The sequence below is a fragment of the uncultured Subdoligranulum sp. genome (assembly GCF_963931595.1).
Taxonomy (GTDB): domain Bacteria; phylum Bacillota; class Clostridia; order Oscillospirales; family Ruminococcaceae; genus Gemmiger.
In genome coordinates, this window is the sequence record NZ_OZ007030.1 from 786,715 (window position 1) to 806,338 (window position 19,624).

Annotated in this window: 19 protein-coding genes; 15 read left to right on the forward strand and 4 right to left on the reverse strand. The window is 61.7% G+C overall.

The features are described from left to right. The first annotated feature begins 89 nt into the window (after positions 1–89). From asnS to ABGT73_RS03770, 12 genes are all read left to right on the forward strand, one after another. Complete coding sequence (gene asnS / locus ABGT73_RS03715) at positions 90–1,475, forward strand: asparagine--tRNA ligase (protein ID WP_346668489.1); 1,386 nt, start codon at positions 90–92, stop codon at positions 1,473–1,475. Further along, positions 1,475–2,503 (forward strand): A/G-specific adenine glycosylase, encoded by a 1,029-nt coding sequence (locus ABGT73_RS03720; RefSeq protein ID WP_346668490.1) that lies wholly within the window; start codon positions 1,475–1,477, stop codon positions 2,501–2,503. The genes asnS and ABGT73_RS03720 overlap by 1 nt, the downstream gene beginning before the upstream one ends. A 163-nt stretch (positions 2,504–2,666) precedes the next feature. Then, on the forward strand, positions 2,667–2,921 hold the full coding sequence (locus ABGT73_RS03725) for a phosphatase (protein ID WP_346668491.1): 255 nt from the start codon (positions 2,667–2,669) through the stop codon (positions 2,919–2,921). A gap of 161 nt (positions 2,922–3,082) precedes the next feature. Continuing rightward, positions 3,083–4,315 (forward strand): M23 family metallopeptidase, encoded by a 1,233-nt coding sequence (locus tag ABGT73_RS03730; RefSeq protein WP_346668492.1) that lies wholly within the window; start codon positions 3,083–3,085, stop codon positions 4,313–4,315. A gap of 92 nt (positions 4,316–4,407) precedes the next feature. After that, complete coding sequence (locus tag ABGT73_RS03735; protein WP_346668493.1) at positions 4,408–6,714, forward strand: peptidoglycan DD-metalloendopeptidase family protein; 2,307 nt, start codon at positions 4,408–4,410, stop codon at positions 6,712–6,714. Between the two features lie 120 nt (positions 6,715–6,834). Then, positions 6,835–7,632, forward strand: coding sequence for an NAD(P)-dependent oxidoreductase (locus tag ABGT73_RS03740; RefSeq protein WP_346668494.1), 798 nt, complete (start codon positions 6,835–6,837; stop codon positions 7,630–7,632). Continuing rightward, on the forward strand, positions 7,619–8,206 hold the full coding sequence (locus ABGT73_RS03745) for a dipicolinate synthase subunit B (protein ID WP_346668495.1): 588 nt from the start codon (positions 7,619–7,621) through the stop codon (positions 8,204–8,206). The genes ABGT73_RS03740 and ABGT73_RS03745 overlap by 14 nt, the downstream gene beginning before the upstream one ends. Positions 8,207–8,338: 132 nt before the next feature. After that, positions 8,339–9,640 carry a UDP-N-acetylglucosamine 1-carboxyvinyltransferase gene (locus tag ABGT73_RS03750; protein ID WP_346668496.1) on the forward strand — a complete coding sequence of 434 codons (1,302 nt, stop codon included), beginning with the start codon at positions 8,339–8,341 and terminating at the stop codon, positions 9,638–9,640. Between the two features lie 229 nt (positions 9,641–9,869). Continuing rightward, entirely contained in the window at positions 9,870–11,087 is a 1,218-nt protein-coding gene (gene ftsZ / locus ABGT73_RS03755) for a cell division protein FtsZ (RefSeq protein WP_346668497.1), read from the forward strand. A 37-nt stretch (positions 11,088–11,124) separates the two neighbouring features. Then, on the forward strand, positions 11,125–12,126 hold the full coding sequence (locus tag ABGT73_RS03760; RefSeq protein ID WP_346668498.1) for a hypothetical protein: 1,002 nt from the start codon (positions 11,125–11,127) through the stop codon (positions 12,124–12,126). Between the two features lie 128 nt (positions 12,127–12,254). After that, entirely contained in the window at positions 12,255–12,809 is a 555-nt protein-coding gene (locus tag ABGT73_RS03765) for a sigma-70 family RNA polymerase sigma factor (RefSeq protein WP_346668499.1), read from the forward strand. After that, entirely contained in the window at positions 12,802–13,977 is a 1,176-nt protein-coding gene (locus tag ABGT73_RS03770; protein ID WP_346668500.1) for a DUF4179 domain-containing protein, read from the forward strand. Before ABGT73_RS03765 ends, ABGT73_RS03770 begins: the two co-directional genes overlap by 8 nt. 210 nt (positions 13,978–14,187) lie before the next feature. On the opposite strand, the gene ABGT73_RS03775 is transcribed toward ABGT73_RS03770, so the two are convergent. The 4 genes from ABGT73_RS03775 to ABGT73_RS03790 form a co-directional block, all read right to left on the reverse strand. Next, positions 14,188–14,790: an HD domain-containing protein gene (locus ABGT73_RS03775; protein WP_346668501.1), complete on the reverse strand. Its 603-nt coding sequence runs from the start codon at positions 14,788–14,790 to the stop codon at positions 14,188–14,190. A 7-nt stretch (positions 14,791–14,797) separates the two neighbouring features. Further along, the gene (locus tag ABGT73_RS03780) at positions 14,798–15,019 is read right to left on the reverse strand and encodes a YdbC family protein (RefSeq protein WP_007046695.1); all 222 of its coding nucleotides are present in this window, start codon (positions 15,017–15,019) and stop codon (positions 14,798–14,800) included. Between the two features lie 87 nt (positions 15,020–15,106). Then, positions 15,107–16,042 carry a class B sortase gene (locus ABGT73_RS03785; RefSeq protein ID WP_346668502.1) on the reverse strand — a complete coding sequence of 312 codons (936 nt, stop codon included), beginning with the start codon at positions 16,040–16,042 and terminating at the stop codon, positions 15,107–15,109. A gap of 60 nt (positions 16,043–16,102) precedes the next feature. Then, a complete protein-coding gene (locus ABGT73_RS03790) occupies positions 16,103–16,441 on the reverse strand; it encodes a hypothetical protein (RefSeq protein ID WP_346668503.1) in 339 nt (112 codons plus the stop codon). A 308-nt stretch (positions 16,442–16,749) separates the two neighbouring features. Here ABGT73_RS03790 and rfbA point away from each other — a divergent pair, with 308 nt between their 5' ends. Genes rfbA through rfbB form a run of 3 tightly spaced genes read left to right on the forward strand, consistent with a single transcriptional unit; the run spans position 16,750 to position 19,620 of the window. Next, positions 16,750–17,634, forward strand: a complete 885-nt coding sequence (gene rfbA, locus ABGT73_RS03795; protein ID WP_346668504.1) for a glucose-1-phosphate thymidylyltransferase RfbA — start codon at positions 16,750–16,752, stop codon at positions 17,632–17,634. An 11-nt stretch (positions 17,635–17,645) separates the two neighbouring features. After that, complete coding sequence (gene rfbD / locus ABGT73_RS03800; RefSeq protein WP_346668505.1) at positions 17,646–18,548, forward strand: dTDP-4-dehydrorhamnose reductase; 903 nt, start codon at positions 17,646–17,648, stop codon at positions 18,546–18,548. Between the two features lie 7 nt (positions 18,549–18,555). Then, positions 18,556–19,620: a dTDP-glucose 4,6-dehydratase gene (rfbB, locus tag ABGT73_RS03805; RefSeq protein WP_346668506.1), complete on the forward strand. Its 1,065-nt coding sequence runs from the start codon at positions 18,556–18,558 to the stop codon at positions 19,618–19,620. Positions 19,621–19,624 lie beyond the last annotated feature (4 nt).

The following is a 19,624-nucleotide window of genomic DNA, read 5'->3' on the forward strand; positions in this document are numbered from 1 at the left end:
CTGCCCTTAAAAAAATACTGTACAATTCGGTCCCGACCCGCTATAATAAGAACAATCATTGTTTTTAGTAAAAGAGGAGTGGACCACCCATGCAGAGAACCGAACTCGTATCGCTGTACAAGGCCACCCCCGCCGACGGCACCAAGGTCACCGTCTGCGGCTGGGCCAAGACGGTGCGTGATTCCAAGAATATCGGCTTTATCTCGCTGTCCGACGGCAGCTGCTACAAGCCCGTGCAGATCGTTTTCCAGGCCGACAAGCTGTCCAACTACGCGGAGATCGCCAAGTGCGGCCTGTACACCAGCTTTGAGGTCACCGGCACGCTGGTGCTGACCCCCAACGCCAAGCAGCCCTTCGAAATCAATGCCGACGCCATCACGGTGCTGGGCCCCTGCGGCCCCGAGTACCCGCTGCAGAAAAAGAAGATGGGCATGGACTATCTGCGCACCATGACCCACCTGCGCCCCCGCACCAACACCTTCAATGCGGCGTTCCGGGTGCGCGGCCAGGCGGCGTTTGCCATCCATCAGTTCTTCCATGAGCGGGGCTTCACCTACGTGCACACCCCCATCTTCACCGGCTCCGACTGTGAGGGCGCCGGCGAGATGTTCCAGGTGACCACCATGGACCTCAACGACATCCCCCGCACCGAGGACGGCGCCGTGGACTACACCAAGGACTTCTTCAAGCGCCCGGTGAACCTGACGGTGTCCGGTCAGCTGGAAGCGGAGGCCATGGCCATGGCGCTGGGCAATGTCTACACCTTCGGCCCCACCTTCCGCGCCGAGAAGAGCTACGACACCCGTCATGCGGCGGAGTTCTGGATGATCGAGCCCGAGATGGCCTTTGCCGACCTCAATACCTACATGGACACCGCCGAGGCGATGACCAAGTATGTTATCCGCTTCCTGCTGGACAACTGCCACGACGAGCTGGCCTTCTTCAATCAGTTCTTTGACAAGGGCCTGCTGGAACGGCTGGAGCTGGTGGCAAGTTCGGAGTTTGCCCGGGTCAGCTACACCGACGCCATCGAGCTGCTCAAGCAGAACGACGCCAACTTCCAGTACAAGGTATCCTGGGGCATGGATCTGCAGACCGAGCACGAGCGGTATCTCACCGAGCAAATCTTCAAGAAGCCGGTGTTCGTCACCGACTACCCCAAGGAGATCAAGGCGTTCTATATGCGCCAGAACGAGGACGGCAAGACGGTGGCCGCTGCGGACATGCTGGTGCCCGGCATCGGCGAGCTGATCGGCGGTTCCCAGCGTGAGGAGCGCCTCGACGTGCTGACTGCCCGTCTGGACGAGCTGGGTCTGCGCCGGGAGGACTACGACTGGTATCTGGATCTGCGCCGTTTCGGCAGCGTCAAGCATGCGGGCTATGGCCTGGGCTTCGAGCGGCTGCTGATGTATGTGACCGGCATTCCCAACATCCGGGACGTTATCCCGTTCCCGCGCACCTGCGGAGGTTTTTGATGCTGCAGCCTATTGCGCCGCAGCTGCTGCAATGGTTTCAGGAAAACAGAAGGCTCCTGCCTTTCCGGCAGGAGCCTTCTGCCTATCATATCTGGGTCAGCGAGATCATGCTCCAGCAGACCCGTGTGGCGGCGGCGATTCCCTACTACAACCGTTTTGTGGCGGCGCTGCCTGACCCGGCGGCGCTGGCAGCCTGTGAGCCGGATGCCCTGCGCAAGCTGTGGCAGGGGCTGGGCTATTACAACCGGGTCAACAATATGCAGAAGGCCGCCCGCATTGTCTGCGAACAGTACGGCGGCGAACTGCCGGCCGACTATGACGCTTTGCGGGCACTGCCGGGCATCGGCGATTACACTGCTGGCGCCATTGCCAGCATCGCCTTCGGCATTCCGGCCCCGGCGGTGGACGGCAACGTGCTGCGGGTGTTTGCCCGGCTGTACAATGACGATGCCGACGTGATGCAGCCTGCCACCAAACGGCTGTTCACAGGGCGGGTGCTGGACCAGATGCCTAAGGAAACGCCCGGCCCCTACAACGAAGCCCTGATGGAACTGGGGGCATTGGTCTGCGTGCCGGGCACACCCCACTGCGAAAGCTGCCCGCTGTCCGGACTGTGTCTGGGCTACCGGGCAGGGCGGCAGGAGGAACTGCCTGTCAAGCCGGCCCCCAAGGCCAAAACGCCGGTGGCCGTCACGGTGGCGATGGTGGAAAGTCCCCAGGGACTATTGCTGCAGCGCCGCCCCGCCAAGGGATTGCTGGCGGGCCTCTGGCAGCCGGCCGCCTGGGAACGGTCGCTGTCCCGGGAGGAGCTGACCGCCGAGCTCGAGAAGATCGGTGTGCAGGTCACCTGGGAAGAACCGCTGCCCGCCGCCCGGCACGTCTTTACCCATAAGATCTGGAACCTGGGCGGCTGGCAGGGACATGCCCCCGCCTGCGCGCTGCCGGAAGGCTGGGTCTGGGCGGCGCCGGAAGCGCTGGAAACGGTGTATGCCGTGCCCAACGCTTATGCTTCTTATATGAAAAAATAGGAACCCGATCCGCCAAATTTTTACATAAGCAGTGTTGTATTCCGGGACAGGGTCGGGTATAATAAAAAGGACCCGATGCGGGGCCTGTGCGCCCGTACAGCGGGACGTTCACAACCGTAAGGCTGCGGCAGTGCAGCCCCGATTCCGGAAAGGAGAATGCCCCATGATGAAAAAATCCACTTTCGGCGCCATGCTGGCGTTTCTGTTCGCGGCAGCCGGTGCACTGACCGCTGCGGCACTGTATCTTTATCGCCGTGAGAAGGAACTGGACGAGTACGAGCGTCTGCTGTTCAACGACGAATGCGAGGATGACGGCGACGACGAATACGACGACGGGCCGGTCTATGAAAAGATTCAGGACGAGCCGGCTGCCACGGAACCCGAGCCGACGGGCGATGCAGACGAAGCCGGTCTGTGATCGGCAAAGGCTTTTCCTGAAAAACCAATAAGCTGCCGGGCGCAAACCTGACCGCGCCCGGTTTTTTAGTCACCGTAAGGCGATGAACCGCCTTGCGGCAATGCCGCAGGCCGTCCGGTGCGTGGCTGCTGACCCGCAAAACGGCCTGACAAGGAGACGTTATGCGCAAACTGCTGCTTTGGCTGGTTATGGTCATTGTCATGGTCGCGCTGATTCTGGGCGGTACGGCGGCCTTTTTGTACAGCCGCACCGGGGAGGACTCCCTTCCTCAGGAGCCGGTTACCTTCGGGGAAGCGGCGCTGGAGCCCAACGGCTGGGACTGGGTTGTGCCGGTACTGGGAGACTCGGTCAACAAGACCTACCAGAGCCTTACCAATCTGACTGTGCAGAAACTGGGCACCTTTACCGATACGGTGCCCCAGCTCGTGCTGCCCGAATGGGTGACGCGGGCGGAGGTCACCATCACCGCGCCGGACGGCACCAGCTGGTCGGCCGGTGTGGAGGACTGCAATACCTATACCTACACGCAGAACGGCGAGTATGATCTTGTCGTCACTGCCTATCACCAGGAAAACGAGCCCCCCGCCGATGCCCAGGGGTGGTACGCCTACCATGCGGCCTACATGATGCAGCTCACCCCCACGGTAACGCTCAGCAGTGAGCGTGCTGCCCAGGGCAGCGTGGTGGCCATCCAGCTTTCCGGCATCCTGGACGGGGAACCGTCGCTGGAAACCGACCTGGGTTCCGTCTGGTTCCGCAAGACGACCAGCGGGTACATGGGCTACATCCCGGTGACCTACAATGCCGAGAGCGGCGACCATGTGATGACGCTGACCTGCGGCAGCCTTACCCAGGAAGTTACGCTGTCGGTGAGCAAGACCGAATACGGCAACGCTTCGGTTCCGGCGGAGGAGGACTCCGGCGGTGCCGAGGAATTCCGCAACGCCATCTGGCCGCTGTACACCACCGGCGAAAGCGAAAAACTCTGGTCGGGGGCTTTCCAGCGCCCCAGCGCGGCGGAGGTCACCCTGGCCTACGGCGTGGTGCAGATGGTGGACGGGCAGCGCAGCGGCCAGGCCACGGGGCTTACCTATGCGGCTTCCCCCGGGGAGACCATCACGGCCCCCCAGAGCGGCAAGGTGGTCTTTGCCGGCACGCTGACGCTCACCGGCGGCACGGTGGTCATTGACCACGGCTGCGGCGTCAAGAGTTATCTGTATGGCCTGCAGACCGTGACCGCCCAGCAGGGGCAGAGTGTGAGCACCGGCGACGCGGTGGGCACGGCTGGAGAGGAGCATGACCTGATTTATGAACTGCGGATCGGCAACAAGTCTGTCGATCCCGACAAAGCGATTCTGGGCAGCAGCGGTTTGCAGTACCGCGAATCGGAATAAGACGCTGAGCCTTTGCATAGAAAATCTCTGGGGACCGGAACGCGGTTCCCGGAGGGCGCGCAATGAGGGGAACAGGAGAGTGGCATAACACCATGCAAGAAGAGAAGAACAGGACCACGCCTGGGCAGAAAATGGAGAAAAAGAAGCGCCGCAGAAGAAAGTCTGCCGTAACGGCAAAACCGGTGGAAGCGGCAGTGCCGCAGCGGGAGAACGCTGCCGGGGAAGAACCCACAGAGGCCGCTGTGGCAGAGCCGTCTGTACCGCAGACGACGGCGACGGAAACCGCAGAAGCCGCACATGCAACGGAGGCTACTCCGCTGCAGGGGCAAACGACGATCCAGCCGGAAACGCCCGAAGTGGCGGAGTCTGCCCAGGAGGCGGAAACGGTGTCCGATGGGCAGACAGCGGAGCCATCCGAGGAACAGAAGGGCGAAGAGGCGCAGGCTGCCCCGGAGGAACCGACAGCTGCCGCCGAAGAACAGCCGGAGGAGCCGGATGTTCCCGCAGCGGAAGCTGAAAAAGCCGAACCGGAAGAGACAGCTCCGGCTACCGGGGAAGAGCCGCAGCAGGAAGCCCCGGCCCCCACTGAAACACAGGAGCCGGAACCGACCGGGCAAACCACCTCGGAGGACGTGACGCCTGCCGAAGAACAGGCGGCGCCGGCAGAGGCTGCCGGGGAATCGGATGGAACGCCTGAAGCAGCGGAAGAACCGACACCGGCGCAGGAAGCCCAGCCCGGGGAAACGCCGGAACCTGCGGCGGAAACGATTGATAATACGCCGGAAGAACCGTCCGACGGGAAACCGGCGCAGGATGCCGAAGAAACGTCTGACGGAAATGCTCTGGAAGAAACCACAGAAACGCCTGCCGCTCAGACCGACGCGGAAGAATCTTCAGAGGAAGAGAAACTTTCCGAGGAAGAGGAAAAGCGCATCTCGGATCTGACGCGGACGGTGCAGCTGTCGGTGGAACAGATCATGGCCCGGGTCAGCGAGGAAGAATCAGCAGATGAACAAACGGCGGAGGACACCGCGGAAAGCCCGGCGGAACTGGAATCCGAAACCATGGAGGAAACGCCGGCCACCCTGCAGGACACGCTGCGCAGCGGTCTGTCCGGCATGGCGAAGTGGTTCCTGCTGGTGGTGTTCTTCGTGCTGGTGATCGCGGGCTGCGGGGTGGCCTGGCTCTATCGCAGTGCCACGCCGGATATGCTGCCCCAGATCACCGTGACCTTCGCCGGCCAGACGCTGGAACCCACCGCCTACAAGTGGAAGGTCCCGGTCATCGGCAATATCTTCAAACGGACCTACGCCGACACCTACAGCAGCACGCCGGTGGAGCTGAGCGAAGCCATCGATCAGGTATCCCCGGATTTCGTGATCACGCCTTCCGACTACCGTACCGAACTCACGGTGACCGACGGGCAAGACAATGCCGTCTTTGAGGGGGACGTGGATACCTTCTCCTCCTTCCAGTTCACCAGCAACGGCACCTATACGGCCAAGCTGGTGGTGCACAGCGATGCCAGCTCGGTGCCGGGGTATACCACGGTGACCGGCAGCGAAACCTGGTATTTCACCTTCAGTGTGGGGGTCCGGCCGTCGGTCCGGCTCTCCGGCACTTCGGTGAATCAGGGCAGTGCGGTGGCGGTCCGTGTGGGCGATACCCTGGACGGCAGCAAACCTACCCTTCAGACCGAACTGGAAAATGCAGGCTTTTTCAAGGCCAGTTCCGGCTGGGTCTGCTACCTGCCCATTCCCTGGAACGAGCCGGCAGGTACCCGGACCCTGGTGGTCACGGCGGGCGGCTATACCGAGCAACTGGAACTCAACATCAAGGCGGTAAGCTGGGAATACAAGGACTACTACAGCGAGTCCCAGCGGGTTTCGCCCTATATCGGGCAGAATGACATCCCGGCTGAATTGCAGAAACTGCTGACCCAGAGCGAGGAAACCATCGCCTGGTCCAACGGCAATTTTGTGCAGCCCTTCCTCAATACGCTGGATGTGGAGCTGCCCTTCGGTGCCACCGAGTATGTGGGCCGCAGCTACAGCCAGCGCAGCACCAACAGCGGAGCCGGCGGACGTACGGTGACCAACCTGGTGCTGAATACCACGTCGGGCGAGCTGCTCATCGCGCCGGCCAGCGGCACGGTGCTGCTGGCCAAAGACCTGGGCGGTGATTTCGGCTATACGCTGGTCATCGACCATGGAGCCGGCATCAAGAGCATCTTCTACAATCTGCAGAAGATCAGCGTCAAGGCCGGTGCGGCGGTTAAGCAGGGACAGACTCTTGCCACCTGCAACAGAACCACCGTGGCGGAAATGCGCATCGGTACAGTTCCGGTGGATCCGCTGCAGATCTGGCGCGGCCAGTGTGATGCCATCAAATATTACTGATCCTGCACATCGGTGCCCTGTCCCAAAAGGACAGGGCACTTTTTGTATGCCTGTCCTCCGGGGCCAAGGAACGCCCGGGCTGCCGGGACCATAGTATGGCCCAAAGGAGGGAAGAACGCAATGCCGAAAACTTTTTGCGTGGTGGGCCATGATGCCCGCCAACGGGCGGCGGCACAGGCACTGCGTACGGCGGGATACCGGGTAGTCGGCCCGGAAACCGCGGCGCAGGCCGACTATGTGCTGCTGCCCATGTCCCAGGAACGGGTCAGCGACGAAGTGGCACGCACCCTGCAGGCGGTACGGCCGGGTACGCTGCTGCTGGCGGGACGCCCCGGTGCGCCGGTCCGGCGGGCGGTACAGGAAGCCAGCCTGCCCATGATCGACTATTTCCGCCGACCGGAACTGGAATGCCTGAACGCAGTACCCACGGCGGAAGGATGCCTTGCCATGCTGCTGCAGCTGCGGCAGCGCACGATCTGGGAAAGCGACTTTCTGGTCCTGGGCTACGGCCGGGTGGGGCGTGCGGTGGCCCGGAGGCTGGAACTGCTGGGCGGCCATGTGACGGTGACGGCCCGCAGCGCCGAACAGCGCGCCAACGCCCGCTGTGCCGGGCATCATGCCGCGGCACTCCAGGCGCTGGAAACGATCCTGCCGGCCTTTGATACCGTCATCAACACCATCCCGGCCATGGTACTGCCCCGGACGCTGCTCCAGAAGCTGCCCCCCGAGGCGCTGATCATTGATCTGGCCAGCCAGCCCGGCGGAACGGATTTTGCGGCGGCGGCCGAGCTGGGCATCCGCGCGGAACACGCGCTGGCTCTGCCCGGAAAATGCGCGCCCCGCACGGCCGGCACGCTGATCGCCCAGACGGTGCTGGCCATTCTGGAGGAGAGGGGGAGTTTGCATGACGAACAGTAAGTCGGCCGCCCGCACGGTGGCCTTTGGACTGTGCGGCAGTTTTTGCAGTTTTGCGGCGGTACTGCCCCAGGTGCGGGAACTGCGGAACCGGGGGTGGGAAATCCTGCCGATTCTCAGCAACAGCGCAGCAACCCAGGATACCCGGTTCGGCACGGCCGACGCTCTGCAGAAAACACTGCTGGAACTGACCGGCAACACACCGCTCACCACTCTGCAGGCGGTGGAGCCGCTGGGCCCGGAACATCTGGCCCGGGCGCTGGTGATTGCGCCCGCCACCGGCACCACCATGGCGCTGCTGGCGGCGGGCATCAGCTCCACGCCGGTGACGCTGGCGGCCAAAAGCCTGCTGAGGGGCGGTTGCCCCGTGGTGGTGGCGCCCTCCACCAACGATGGCTTGGCGGGCAGCGCACCGGCCCTGGCGGCGCTGCTCCAGCGCAAACACTACTATTTTGTGCCGTTCGGACAGGATGACAGCTACAAAAAGCCCAACAGCCTGAAAAGCGATTTTTCCCAGCTGCCGGACGCGCTGGAAAGTGCCCTGCGGGGTGTACAGATGCAGCCGATGCTGCTGTGAAAGGCATATCGGCAAGATGCTTTCATATATAAGTTAATGAGGAAAAAACGGCCATACAGCGGGGGCACCGTGTCGGGATGAGGCGGTGCCGTGTCTTTTTGCGCTGCGCCGCACCTGGATTGGGGGGCCAACATGCAGACAATTACCATTACCGGCGGGCACACCTTGCACGGAACCATCCGACCGGCTGCCGCCAAAAACAGCGTACTGCCGCTGCTGGCGGCCACGCTGCTGTGCGGCGGGCCCTGCTGCCTGCGCGGGGCGCCGGAACTGTCCGATGTGGATACCAGCCTGGCCCTGCTGCAGGCGGTGGGAGCCAAAGCGGTGCGCCACGGGCCGGACCTGTGCACGCTGCCGGTGGCGGCACAGGGCCTATGCGGAGAGATTCCGCCGCCGCTGGCAGGCGCCATGCGCAGCTCGGTGTTCTATCTGGCACCGCTGCTCTGCCGCACCGGGATGGTGCGGCTGCCGCTGCCCGGGGGCTGCCGCCTGGGACCGCGGCCGGTGGATATCCATCTGTCCGGCCTGGCGGCCATGGGGGCCAAGGTGGAGCTGGAAGGGGAGGCCGTCACACTGCGCCGGTTCGGGCCGCTGCAGGGGGTGGACTTCACCCTGCGGCTGCCCAGCGTGGGGGCTACCATTACGTTGGTGATGGCGGCCTGCTGCGCTATGGGCACCACCGTGCTCCGCGGCGCGGCCTGCGAGCCGGAGGTCTGCGACCTGGTTGAATTCCTGCGCAGCTGCGGGGCACAGATCACCGGGGAGGGGACCCCTGTGCTGGTGATCCGGGGGCGGCAGGCGCTGGATGGTATCACTTATACCCCCATGCCGGACCGCATCGCAGCCGCCACCTATGCAGCCGCTGTGGCGGTCACCGGCGGAAAGATCACGGTGGCGGGGTGTGCGCCCCGGTATTACGAGGCGTTTCTGCGGTTTCTGGAGGACTGCGGCGTGGAAGTCCGGCGGGGAGAAAACGGCGCCGAACTGGCGCGGGACCCCGGCCGGCAGCTGCGTGGCGGGCAGCACCTGTACGCCAACGGATGGCCTGCCTTCGCCACCGACAACGCCCCTCTGGCGGCTGCGGTACTGCTGACGGCGGACCGGCCCAGCGAGATCTACGATCATCTGTTCGCCAACCGATTCGCCTGCGCGGCGGGGTTTGCGGCGCTGGGGGCGGATTGCCGGGCCGAGGGGCGAAGGCTGTGGATCGCAGGCAACGCAGTCTTGCAGGGGGCCCCGGTGCAGGCGCCGGATCTGCGGGGCGGGGCGGCGCTGCTGGTGGCGGCGCTGGCGGCCCGGGGGACCACACAGCTGCGCGACCCGGGACACATCCGCCGCGGCTATGCCGATCTGCCGGCAGAACTGGAAAAACTGGGCGCCCGGTGCAGTGCCCGGCGGCAAGCGACGCCGGAACGCACACCGGCAACCGGCTGAAATTCTCCCTTTGTGCCAAAATAATTTGCCGGACCGCCCCCTACGGTTGGCAGATTGTATGCGAGAAGATGCATTTTTTACGAATTTTCCCCACAGGTATTGAAATCGGGGCGAAAATTTGTTATTCTAATAATCGGTTATATGCAAAAAATTCACGGACCAGTGTGCCCATTTTGGTGGGGTGACCGGATGGTCCGCTGACACTTTTACATTTTAGGGGGATACACTCATGGCATTCGTTCTCGACGAAGAAATGCAAAATGTGACCAACATCAAGGTCATCGGCGTAGGTGGTGGCGGCGGCAACGCTGTGAACCGCATGGTGGAGTCCGGCCTGTCCGGGGTCGAGTTCGTTGCGATGAACACCGATCAGCAGGCCTTGCTCAATTCCAAGGCAACCCAGAAGGTCCAGCTGGGCGCCAAGCTCACCAAGGGCCGTGGCGCCGGTGCCGATCCCGAGGTCGGCCAGCGTGCTGCCGAGGAGAGCAAGGACGAGATCTCCAACGCCCTGAAGGGTGCGCAGATGGTCTTCATCACCGCCGGTATGGGCGGCGGCACCGGCACCGGTGCGGCCCCCGTGGTGGCCGAGACTGCCCATGACCTGGGTATCCTGACCGTCGGCATCGTCACCAAGCCCTTTGCCTTTGAAGGCAAGCGCAAGATGAGCCTGGCCGAGCAGGGCATTGCCTCCCTGATGATGCATGTGGACTCTCTGATCGTCATTCCCAACGAGCGTCTGAAGCTCATCAGCCAGGAGCGCATCACGCTGATGAACGCCTTCGAGGCGGCGGACAACGTGCTGCGTCAGGGCGTGGAGAGCATCTCCAGCCTGATCAACATCCCGGCTTTCATCAACCTGGACTTCGCCGACGTGCGTTCCATCATGAAGGACGCCGGCTTTGCCCACATGGGCGTCGGCGTGGCCAAGGGCGCCGGCAAGGCCGAGAACGCGGCCAAGGCTGCCATTTCCAGCCCGCTGCTGGAGACCAGCATCGCTGGTGCACGCGGCGTCATCATCAACATCACTTCCAGCCCCGATATCGGTCTGGACGATGTGGAGACCGCTGCTTCCATGATCACTCAGTCCGCCCATCCCGATGCCAACATCATCTGGGGTACTGCCTTCGATGAGCGCCTGAGCGACGAGATGAGCATCACCGTGGTGGCCACCGGCTTCGAGAGCACACCGGAGGTCGACGAGCCCATTCAGGCCCATGTGGATGCCAAGCGTGCGGCTACGACCCAGCCCGTGGAGGCTGCCCAGCCTGCCGAAAAGGCCCAGCCCGCCGCGCCGGATATCAGCCCCGTCATGCCCAACCCCATCTTCACCCAGTCCTTCAATACCGGTGTGGATACCCAGGTGGGCAACAACCAGGCTCCGGCCGAGGAGGAGGATGACGGCGATTACTTCGATGATCTGCTGAGCATCCTGAACAAGCGCTCCTGATTTCTGCACATTTTGCTGCGAGAGGATGTAAAACGTCATGCCTTCTGATACCAAGAACATTCAGGAACAGGGTTTCCGTTCCAGTCTGTTCGGATTTGATAAAAATGATGTGCTGGCGTATATGAACGCTCTGGCGGATGAAGCCCAGCAGCATGAGATGGAATATGAGCAAAAGCTGCGCCGGGTCCAGTCGGAACTGGATACATTGCGCGGCGAGCGGCAGGATGCCGAGACCCGCATCAAGGCGCTGCAGGCCGAAGCGGCAGCCGCCAACCAGCGTGCCGAAGCGGCGGAAAGCAAGCGCCGCGAAGGGGAAGAACAGCTGGAAGACCTGCAGAAACAGCTGGATACATACCAGTCCAGCCAGAAGGAAAGCCAGAAAAACGCCAATGTGTGGCAGCTCAAGTGCCACGATCTGCAGCAGCAGGTGGAAGACCTGCAAAAGCAGCTGGCAGCTTCCCGTCAGGCCGGCGGAGCGCCGACCCCCGACGCGGTGCGGGAAGCCCGCCTGGAGGCGCGCAAGATCCTGTCGGATGCCAAGCTCTATGCCGAGAGCGCCGAGAAAGAGCTCAAGCAGCAGGCCGATACCCAGAAGACCCGCATGGCCGAGAATGCCCGCGGTATTGCCGCCGGTGTCATGCTGGTGCGCGACCGTCTGGCCCGGGTGGACCAGCGCCTGAGTGCAGCTACCCTCGATCTGGATGGGCTGACCCAGGCCATCTATAAGGCGCTGGACGATACCGAGGCGGAACTCAAGGAACTGGGCACCGAAATGCGGGATTTTGCCCAGGGGTCGCCGGAATGGACGGACCCCAAGCCTGCCGTGCCGCCCGTGTCAGAGCAACCCGCACCGGCCAAACAACAGCCGGCACCCCAGTTCCGCGTCAAGGCGACGGCCCAGCCGCTGCGTCCTCGCCGCAGCACAACGCCAGCGCCGCCCAAATCTGTGGGTAGTCATCGGCTGCGCAACGCGCGGAACCCGGTTTCCCAGCTGTTGCAGAATGAGATCGACAAGATGGACGATCAGAGCAAAAAATAACAGAAAGAAACAGCCGCTCCGGCTTCTGGCCGGGGCGGCTGTTTTTTGCTGGTATGCAGAGATTTGTAAGATTTTGCAGGAACAGATTGTTTATCAGGGTGAACGGAACAAGAAAAGGAGGAGAGGCAATGGCAACGATCACCCAACCCGGTCTGGCGCAGGCGATCCTGGAGGACCCGGAGACGGGCCTGCGCTGGGCCATGCGGGACTATGCTGCACTGGTGCGGGGCATTCTGCGGCGCATCCTGCCCGGACGGGAAAACGACGTGGAGGAGTGCATGGCCGATGTCTTTGTGGCTCTGTGGCGCAGCGCCGGGAAAATCCAGAGGCAACAAATTCCGGTGCGTGCATGGCTGATTGTGACGGCCCGCAACATGGGTATCAACCGGTACCGGCAGCTGAGCCGCCGCGTGGAAATCCCGCTGACGGAGGAGATGATCCGCACCCTGGCGGATCTGCCCACCGATACGACGGGGGAGGCTGCCCAGGAGGTGGGAAGGTTGGTGGCGGCGATGGAACCGCCGGACCGGGATATTTTCCTGCGCCGGTATTATCTGCTGCAATCCAGCAAGGAGATTGCGGCGGCGCTGGGCATGAGCGTATCCAATGTCAATACACGGTTGTCACGGGGGCGGGAAAAGCTGCGCCGGCAACTGCGCGAAGGAGGGATTCACCATGGGTAAAGAACAAGATCTGATGCATCTGCTGGACAGTCTGGCTACCGAGGATACACCGCTGACCGATACGGAGATGGACCGCCTGACCCGTCAGGTTCTGGGCCGAACACAGACAAAAACAAAACCAGCAAGCCACGCCCGGCGCAAAGGAAAGTGGCCAGTGTGGAGCAAGGCCTTTGCAGGGGCAGCGGCCTGCGTGGTGCTGCTGGCGGGGGTCAACGGGATCAACCCTGCGTGGGCGGAAGACCTGCCGGTGCTGGGCAATGTGTTTGCCTATATCAACGGCTTGCCCAAGGGGTACCTGCAGAGTGAACAGCTTGGGGAGTATGCCCAACCGGCACAGATTCAGGCGGATTCCGATGCCGATGCCCCGGATGAATCTTCCACTCCGGAGCCGGCGAGGCAACCCATCCAGTTGACGCTGAGCCAGATCTATTGCGATGGGCTGTATCTGCGCCTGGGGCTGACACTGACGGCCGAGGATGATAGCCTGGCGGATTTTGAGGTGGTGACCATTGATCCGCCGCTGCTCTGGGAGGACACCACCCAGGCGGAGGCCAACACCCTGTATGGCGGGGTGACACTGAACGGGGAAGCGGTCGGCGGCGATCTGCTGCCTTGTTTCCGCAAGCAGGATGCCCATACCTTCGTGTGCGAGATGGATTACAATCTGCAGGATTACACGGGGAGCCTCAAAAATATGCAGGCCTCGCTGACGCTGTCCAACCTGGTAGGGGTAAAAGGGACCACGGGTGCCGTGGACGACGAAGAAAAGACGCCGCTGGCGGGAAGCTACACGCTGTCCTTTACGGTTTCGGCTGACGGCACACTCACCCGGGAAGGACAGATCGAAGGCGGCGAGCAGAATCATGTCAGCCTGATCGGTGTACAAGCTACGCCGGGTGAAACGCGGATCCAATACTCCGTGAATGGACCGCTGCCCGATAACGCCACGCCGGCGATGCGCCTTTTTGCGGTACAGGATGGCAATCTTACCAAACTGCAGCCGGCAAGCGGCAGTATACAGAACGGGGAGGGGCAGTCTGAAACGGTGTATACGGATTATTTTGATGCAGTGCCGGAAGGTGTCACTGAACTGCAGGCCGAGGTGCTGGACAAAAATGCCAGGACAGAAGTGATCCTGGCCCAGTGGACCATCACGCTGCCGCAATAAAAAATGTCCCGCCGGGTTCCGCGCGGTTCCATAAGAAAACAAAGTCGCAAAACTCTGCCTGCAAGGCGGCCTCTGCCGCGTTATCGGGCTTTGCATCAAAGCCCTCTGCCCTGCACAGACCGCTTTGCAGCGGTTTTGCAATGCTTCACAGTTCTTGCAGAACCTTTGTTTTCTTATGTCGCCTGCGCTTTTCCGGCGGGACATTTTTGGTTATTTGGATTTGGGGTGGCCGTTTTCCACGTTGCTGGTGCCCTGTTCCATCAGATAGGTGGCGGTCAGGTCGGCAATGTGCAGCTTGACGGCCAGCGGGTAGCTGTTGTAGGCATCGCTGACGGCAAAACTGCCGCCTCGCACCGCGTCGTCAAAGCCGCCCATGTGCCAGCGGATGGCCACCGCCTCGGCGGTTTTCAGCCGCATGAAATGCTCAATGAGGTAGACGCTCTTTTCGCCGTGCCCGTAGGGCAGCTGGTCAGCCACCTGATAGTAGGGGACTTTCTCCCACTGGCCGGTGGCGTCGTTTTTCACGTTGCGGGTGCTGACCTTGTAAAAGTTCGCCTTGCACAGATCATGCAGCAGCCCACAGATGGCGTAGCTTTCCGCGTTTTCGCCTTCGGTGAAAAAGTGCTGCATCATGGCATGGTAGACGTTGATGCTGTGCATCACCAGGCCGTATTCGCAGGCACCGTGAAAACGGGTGGAGGCCGGCGCCGTAAAGAAATCCGTGGTTTCCAGCCAGTTCAGCAGACGGTCGGCACCGGGGCGGGTGATATTTTTATTGTAGATCTCCACAAACTGAGCGTGGTAGTCTTCCATAAAAACCTCACAGTTCCATATCGTTGAGAATATCCCGCAGCGTTTTCAGTTCCTCGGCGGTCAGGCTGATGCCCTTGGCCATGCGGCTGCCGTCGGGAGACCAGTCGCGGATATCATACTTGGGCGCGTTGCCGTTCCAGCTGATCATGTTCAGCTGGCGTTCCCAGCCGCGTGCGTTGGTGGAGAGCACCGCAATGCGCTCGGTGATTTCATAAGTGAATTCTGCCATACTTCACAGGCTCCTCTCATAGTATTGTCTTGCAACATCATAGCGGATTCCCACCGAAAATGCAAGACCAAACTGTCCGGGGAATGGTCAATCGCCAACGCGCACCGCCAGCAGAGCAAAGCGGGTGTCGGTGGCGGGGGTGGTGTTGCCGCAGGTGGACAGCGTCAGAAGCTGCTGCCCGTATTCCGGCGTGACGCCGGTGTCATAGAGCGACAACTCCAGAATGGCATTTACCCGCTGTTCCCATTCCAGCTTGGTGTCGGCGTCGAAGAAGGTGTAGTAGGGCAGGGCATCGGCTCCCAGCGTGGTATCCAGCGCGGCCACCACCTGCCAGGTGCCGGTCTCGTACAGGGTATCAAAGGTAAAGGTAGGGTGGGCCTGCCAGAACGCCTTGTCGCGGTAGCGGGTCAGTTCCCCGAACATCGAGCCGTCGGCCATATTGTGCCCGTAGACCAGCCAGTTGGCGGTGGGGGCGTCGGGGTCGATGGAGCACTGCTCATCCAGAAAGAGCGTGCCGCCGGTGGAATACAGCCCGTCGAATCCCCGGCGCAGATAATGTTCATTGTCGCCGGGCGTCTGGACAACAGGCAGGTCGATGTCCGTCCCGCCGATGCGCAGCCAGCCGATCATATCGGCATTCTGCTCGTACAGGGCGCGGTACTGGGGCAGGACCTGGTCAGACTGCCCGGGGGCAGGGGTAGGGGCGGTTTCCGGCGTGGTGGGGACACCCTCCTCATCGGCGCGGGCCAGGGCATCCCGGGTGGCGGCCAGCGGGGCTACTGTGACCCGGCCGGTTTCTGTGGTGGCTGCCACGGAACTGGTTGCCACCGGGGCGGGCGGTTCCGGCTGACCACCGTGAAATACAGTCTGCCGCAGCAGCAGGGCGGCGGCCAGCGCCAGCGCCGCCGCACCGCCCAGCCGCAGCCATCGTGCGTGACGCCGCTGCCGGGCGCGCAGCCCGGTGCGGGCGGCAAAGGGGTAGTAGGCGGTGTCGCCGCGCAGTCTGCGGTATCGTCTGGACAACAAAACCGCCTCCTTTCCCGTTTTTTCGGTAATAAAAAAACGCCCCGCAGGGCGTTGTCATCATATCTTGCGCAGCATCAGCAGTCCGGCGGAGCAAATCAGGATCAAGCCCACAATGCCGGCCAGATACAGAACCGGGAAATCACCGGTGGCCGGGGTATCTGCGGTTACAGGCGCCGCCGTGGAGGAAGGCGTCTGGCTGCTCTGGGCGGTCACCACGTCCACCTTGGCGGCGGTCTCATTGACCTTGACGGTATCGCTCTGCTGTTGGGTGCGCGAGGTGGAACTGGTGGGCGTTGCGGTGGCCTGTGCCGCCGAACGTCCGTTGTTCAGCACGCCGCAGGCGGCCAGCAAAGCGACCAGCGCAATAAAAAAGGCCGCGCATAAAAAGCGTTTCAACGCGAAAACGCCTCCTTAATCGATGATTCAGAATTCAATATTACAAGGCGGCGTACACAGCCGTCGACATTTACACTGCGTATATTGTATCATATGATGTCGCATGCGTCAAGCGTTCGTAAACAAATGGTAACAAACTGGAAACAAATTCCGCCTGCCGGGCCGGTGTCCCGGGCGGGATTTGCCCCTTGCGCCCTACCGATAAATGCGGTATAATGATTCCAATATTGTGTGAGATTGTGCCCCAATGGGAAGACCCTAGGGATGGGCGGCGCGCACTGTCAAATTCAGCATAAGGAGTTGTAACGATGAAAGGGATTATCCTTGCCGGTGGTGCCGGCACCAGACTCTACCCGTTGACGATGGTCACCTCCAAACAGCTGCTGCCTGTGTATGATAAGCCGATGATCTACTATCCGCTGTCGACGCTGATGCTGGCAGGCATTCAGGATATTTTGATCATCTCCACCCCCACCGACACCCCGCGCTTTGAAGCCCTGCTGGGCGACGGCAGTCAGTACGGCCTGCATCTGCAGTACAAGGTCCAGCCGAGCCCTGACGGTCTGGCCCAGGCGTTCCTGCTGGGGGAGGAATTCATCGACGGCGATTGCTGCGCGATGGTTCTGGGCGACAACATTTTCTACGGCGCCGGATTCTCCAAGCGGCTGAAAGCGGCCGCTGCCAACGCGGAGGCGGGCCGCAGCACGGTGTTCGGCTACTATGTCAATGACCCCGAGCGTTTCGGCGTGGTCTCCTTTGACAAGGAGGGCCGTGCCACCTCCATCGAGGAAAAGCCTGAGCATCCCAAGAGCAACTATGCGGTCACCGGCCTGTATTTCTATAATAAAGATGTGGTGGAGATGGCCAAGCAGGTCAAGCCCAGCGCCCGCGGGGAGCTGGAGATCACCACGCTGAACGCCATGTACCTGGCCCAGGGCAAGCTGGACGTGCAGCTGCTGGGCCGCGGCTATGCCTGGCTGGATACCGGCACGATGGATTCCCTGGTGGAGGCGGCCACCTTTGTGCAGACCGTCGAGCAGCGCCAGGGCATCAAGATTTCCGCCCCTGAGGAGATTGCCTACAAGTACGGCTGGATCAGCAAGGAAAAACTGCTGGAGAGCGCCGCACGGTACGGTAAGTCTCCCTACGGCAAGCATCTGAAAAATGTTGCCGATGACAAGCTGCTGTATTGAGAGGATTTGCGATGAAGATTTTGATTACCGGGTGCCGCGGTCAGCTGGGCACCGAACTGCAGCATCAGCTGGCGGAGGAAGGCTGCGTACTGGGCCCTCTGCCGGAACGGCTGCGCAAAGCCACGGTGATTCCCGTGGACGTGGATGAACTGGACATCACCGACCGGGAAGCCACCATCAACTATATCCGCCGCCATCAGCCCGACACGGTCATCAACTGTGCGGCGTTCACCAACGTGAACGGCTGCGAAACGTCCCGGGATGCGGCGTTCAACGTCAATGCCATCGGCCCGCGCAACCTGGCGCTGGCCTGTGACAAGGTCAATGCCCGACTGATCCATATTTCCACAGACTATGTGTTCTCGGGGGCGCCCACCGGCGGTGTGGCACTGGACGAGTGCGCTGTGCCGGCGCCCATCTCGGCCTACGGCCAGACCAAACTGCTGGGCGAGCAGTATGTGGAGCGGTTCTGCCGCCGGCATATCATTGTACGCACGGCATGGCTCTACAGCTACTACGGCAAGAACTTCGTCAAGACGATGGTGAATCTGGGCAAGACCCATGAGAAGATCACCGTGGTGAACGACCAGCTGGGCAACCCCACCAACGCGGTGGATCTTGCCTACCATATCCTCAAGCTGGCGGTCAGCCACGATTACGGCATCTACCACTGCACCGGCAATGGCATCTGCAGCTGGGCGGATTTCGCGGCGGCCATCATGAAGGGCGCCGGTCTTCCCTGCAAGGTAATTCCCTGCACCAGCGCCGAGTATGCCGCCGCCCACCCGGAGAGCGCCAACCGTCCCGAGTGGAGCGCGCTGGATAACCGCATGCTGCGCTGCACGGTGGGGGACGAGATGCGCGACTGGCAGGATGCCCTGAAGGATTTTTTTGCAAACTGGAACGGAGAATAACGACGTTATGAAAACTTATCTTGTCACCGGCTGTGCCGGTTTTATCGGCTCCAACTTTGTCCACTACATGCTGGACAAATATGAGGACATCCGTCTGGTCAACCTGGACAAGCTGACCTATGCCGGCAACCTGGAGAACCTCCAGGACATCGAGGGGGATGCCCGCCACATTTTTGTGCAGGGGGATATCTGCGACAAAGCCCTGGTCACCGAGCTGATCGCCAAGTATGATCCCGACTATGTGATCAACTTCGCGGCGGAGAGCCACGTGGACCGCAGCATCAAGAATCCCGAGATCTTCGTGGAGAGCAACGTGCTGGGCACCGTCAACCTGCTGCAGTGCTGCAAGGATGCCTGGTATGATGCCGAGGCCAAGACCTGGAAGGAAGGCAAGAAGTACCTGCAGGTGTCCACCGACGAGGTCTACGGCGCGCTGGGCGCCGAGGGTTACTTCATGGAGACCACGCCGCTGTGCCCCCACAGCCCCTATTCCGCCAGCAAGGCCAGCGCCGATATGTTCGTCAAGGCGTTCCACGATACCTACGGCATGCCGATGAACATCACCCGCTGCTCCAACAACTACGGCCCCTATCAGTTCCCTGAGAAGCTGATCCCGCTGCTCATTAACAACGCCAAGCAGCACAAGAAGCTGCCGGTCTACGGCGACGGCATGCAGATCCGTGACTGGCTGTATGTCATGGACCACTGCAAGGCCATCGACATGGTGGCCACCGGCGGCAAGGACGGCGAGGTCTACAACGTGGGCGGCCACAACGAGCGCCCCAACATCTTCATCGTCAAGACGGTGATCGCCCAGCTGCATGACCGCCTGAAGGATGAGGGTATCAGCGAGGAGCTGATCACCCATGTGGCGGACCGTCTGGGCCATGACCGCCGTTACGGCATCGATCCCACCAAGATCAAGGAAGATCTGGGCTGGTATCCCGAGACGCCGTTTGAAAAGGGCATCGTCCTGACCATCGACTGGTATCTGGCCCATCCCGAGTGGATGGCCCACGTCACCAGCGGTGACTATCAGAAGTACTACGAGCAGATGTACAAGAATAAGTAAGACT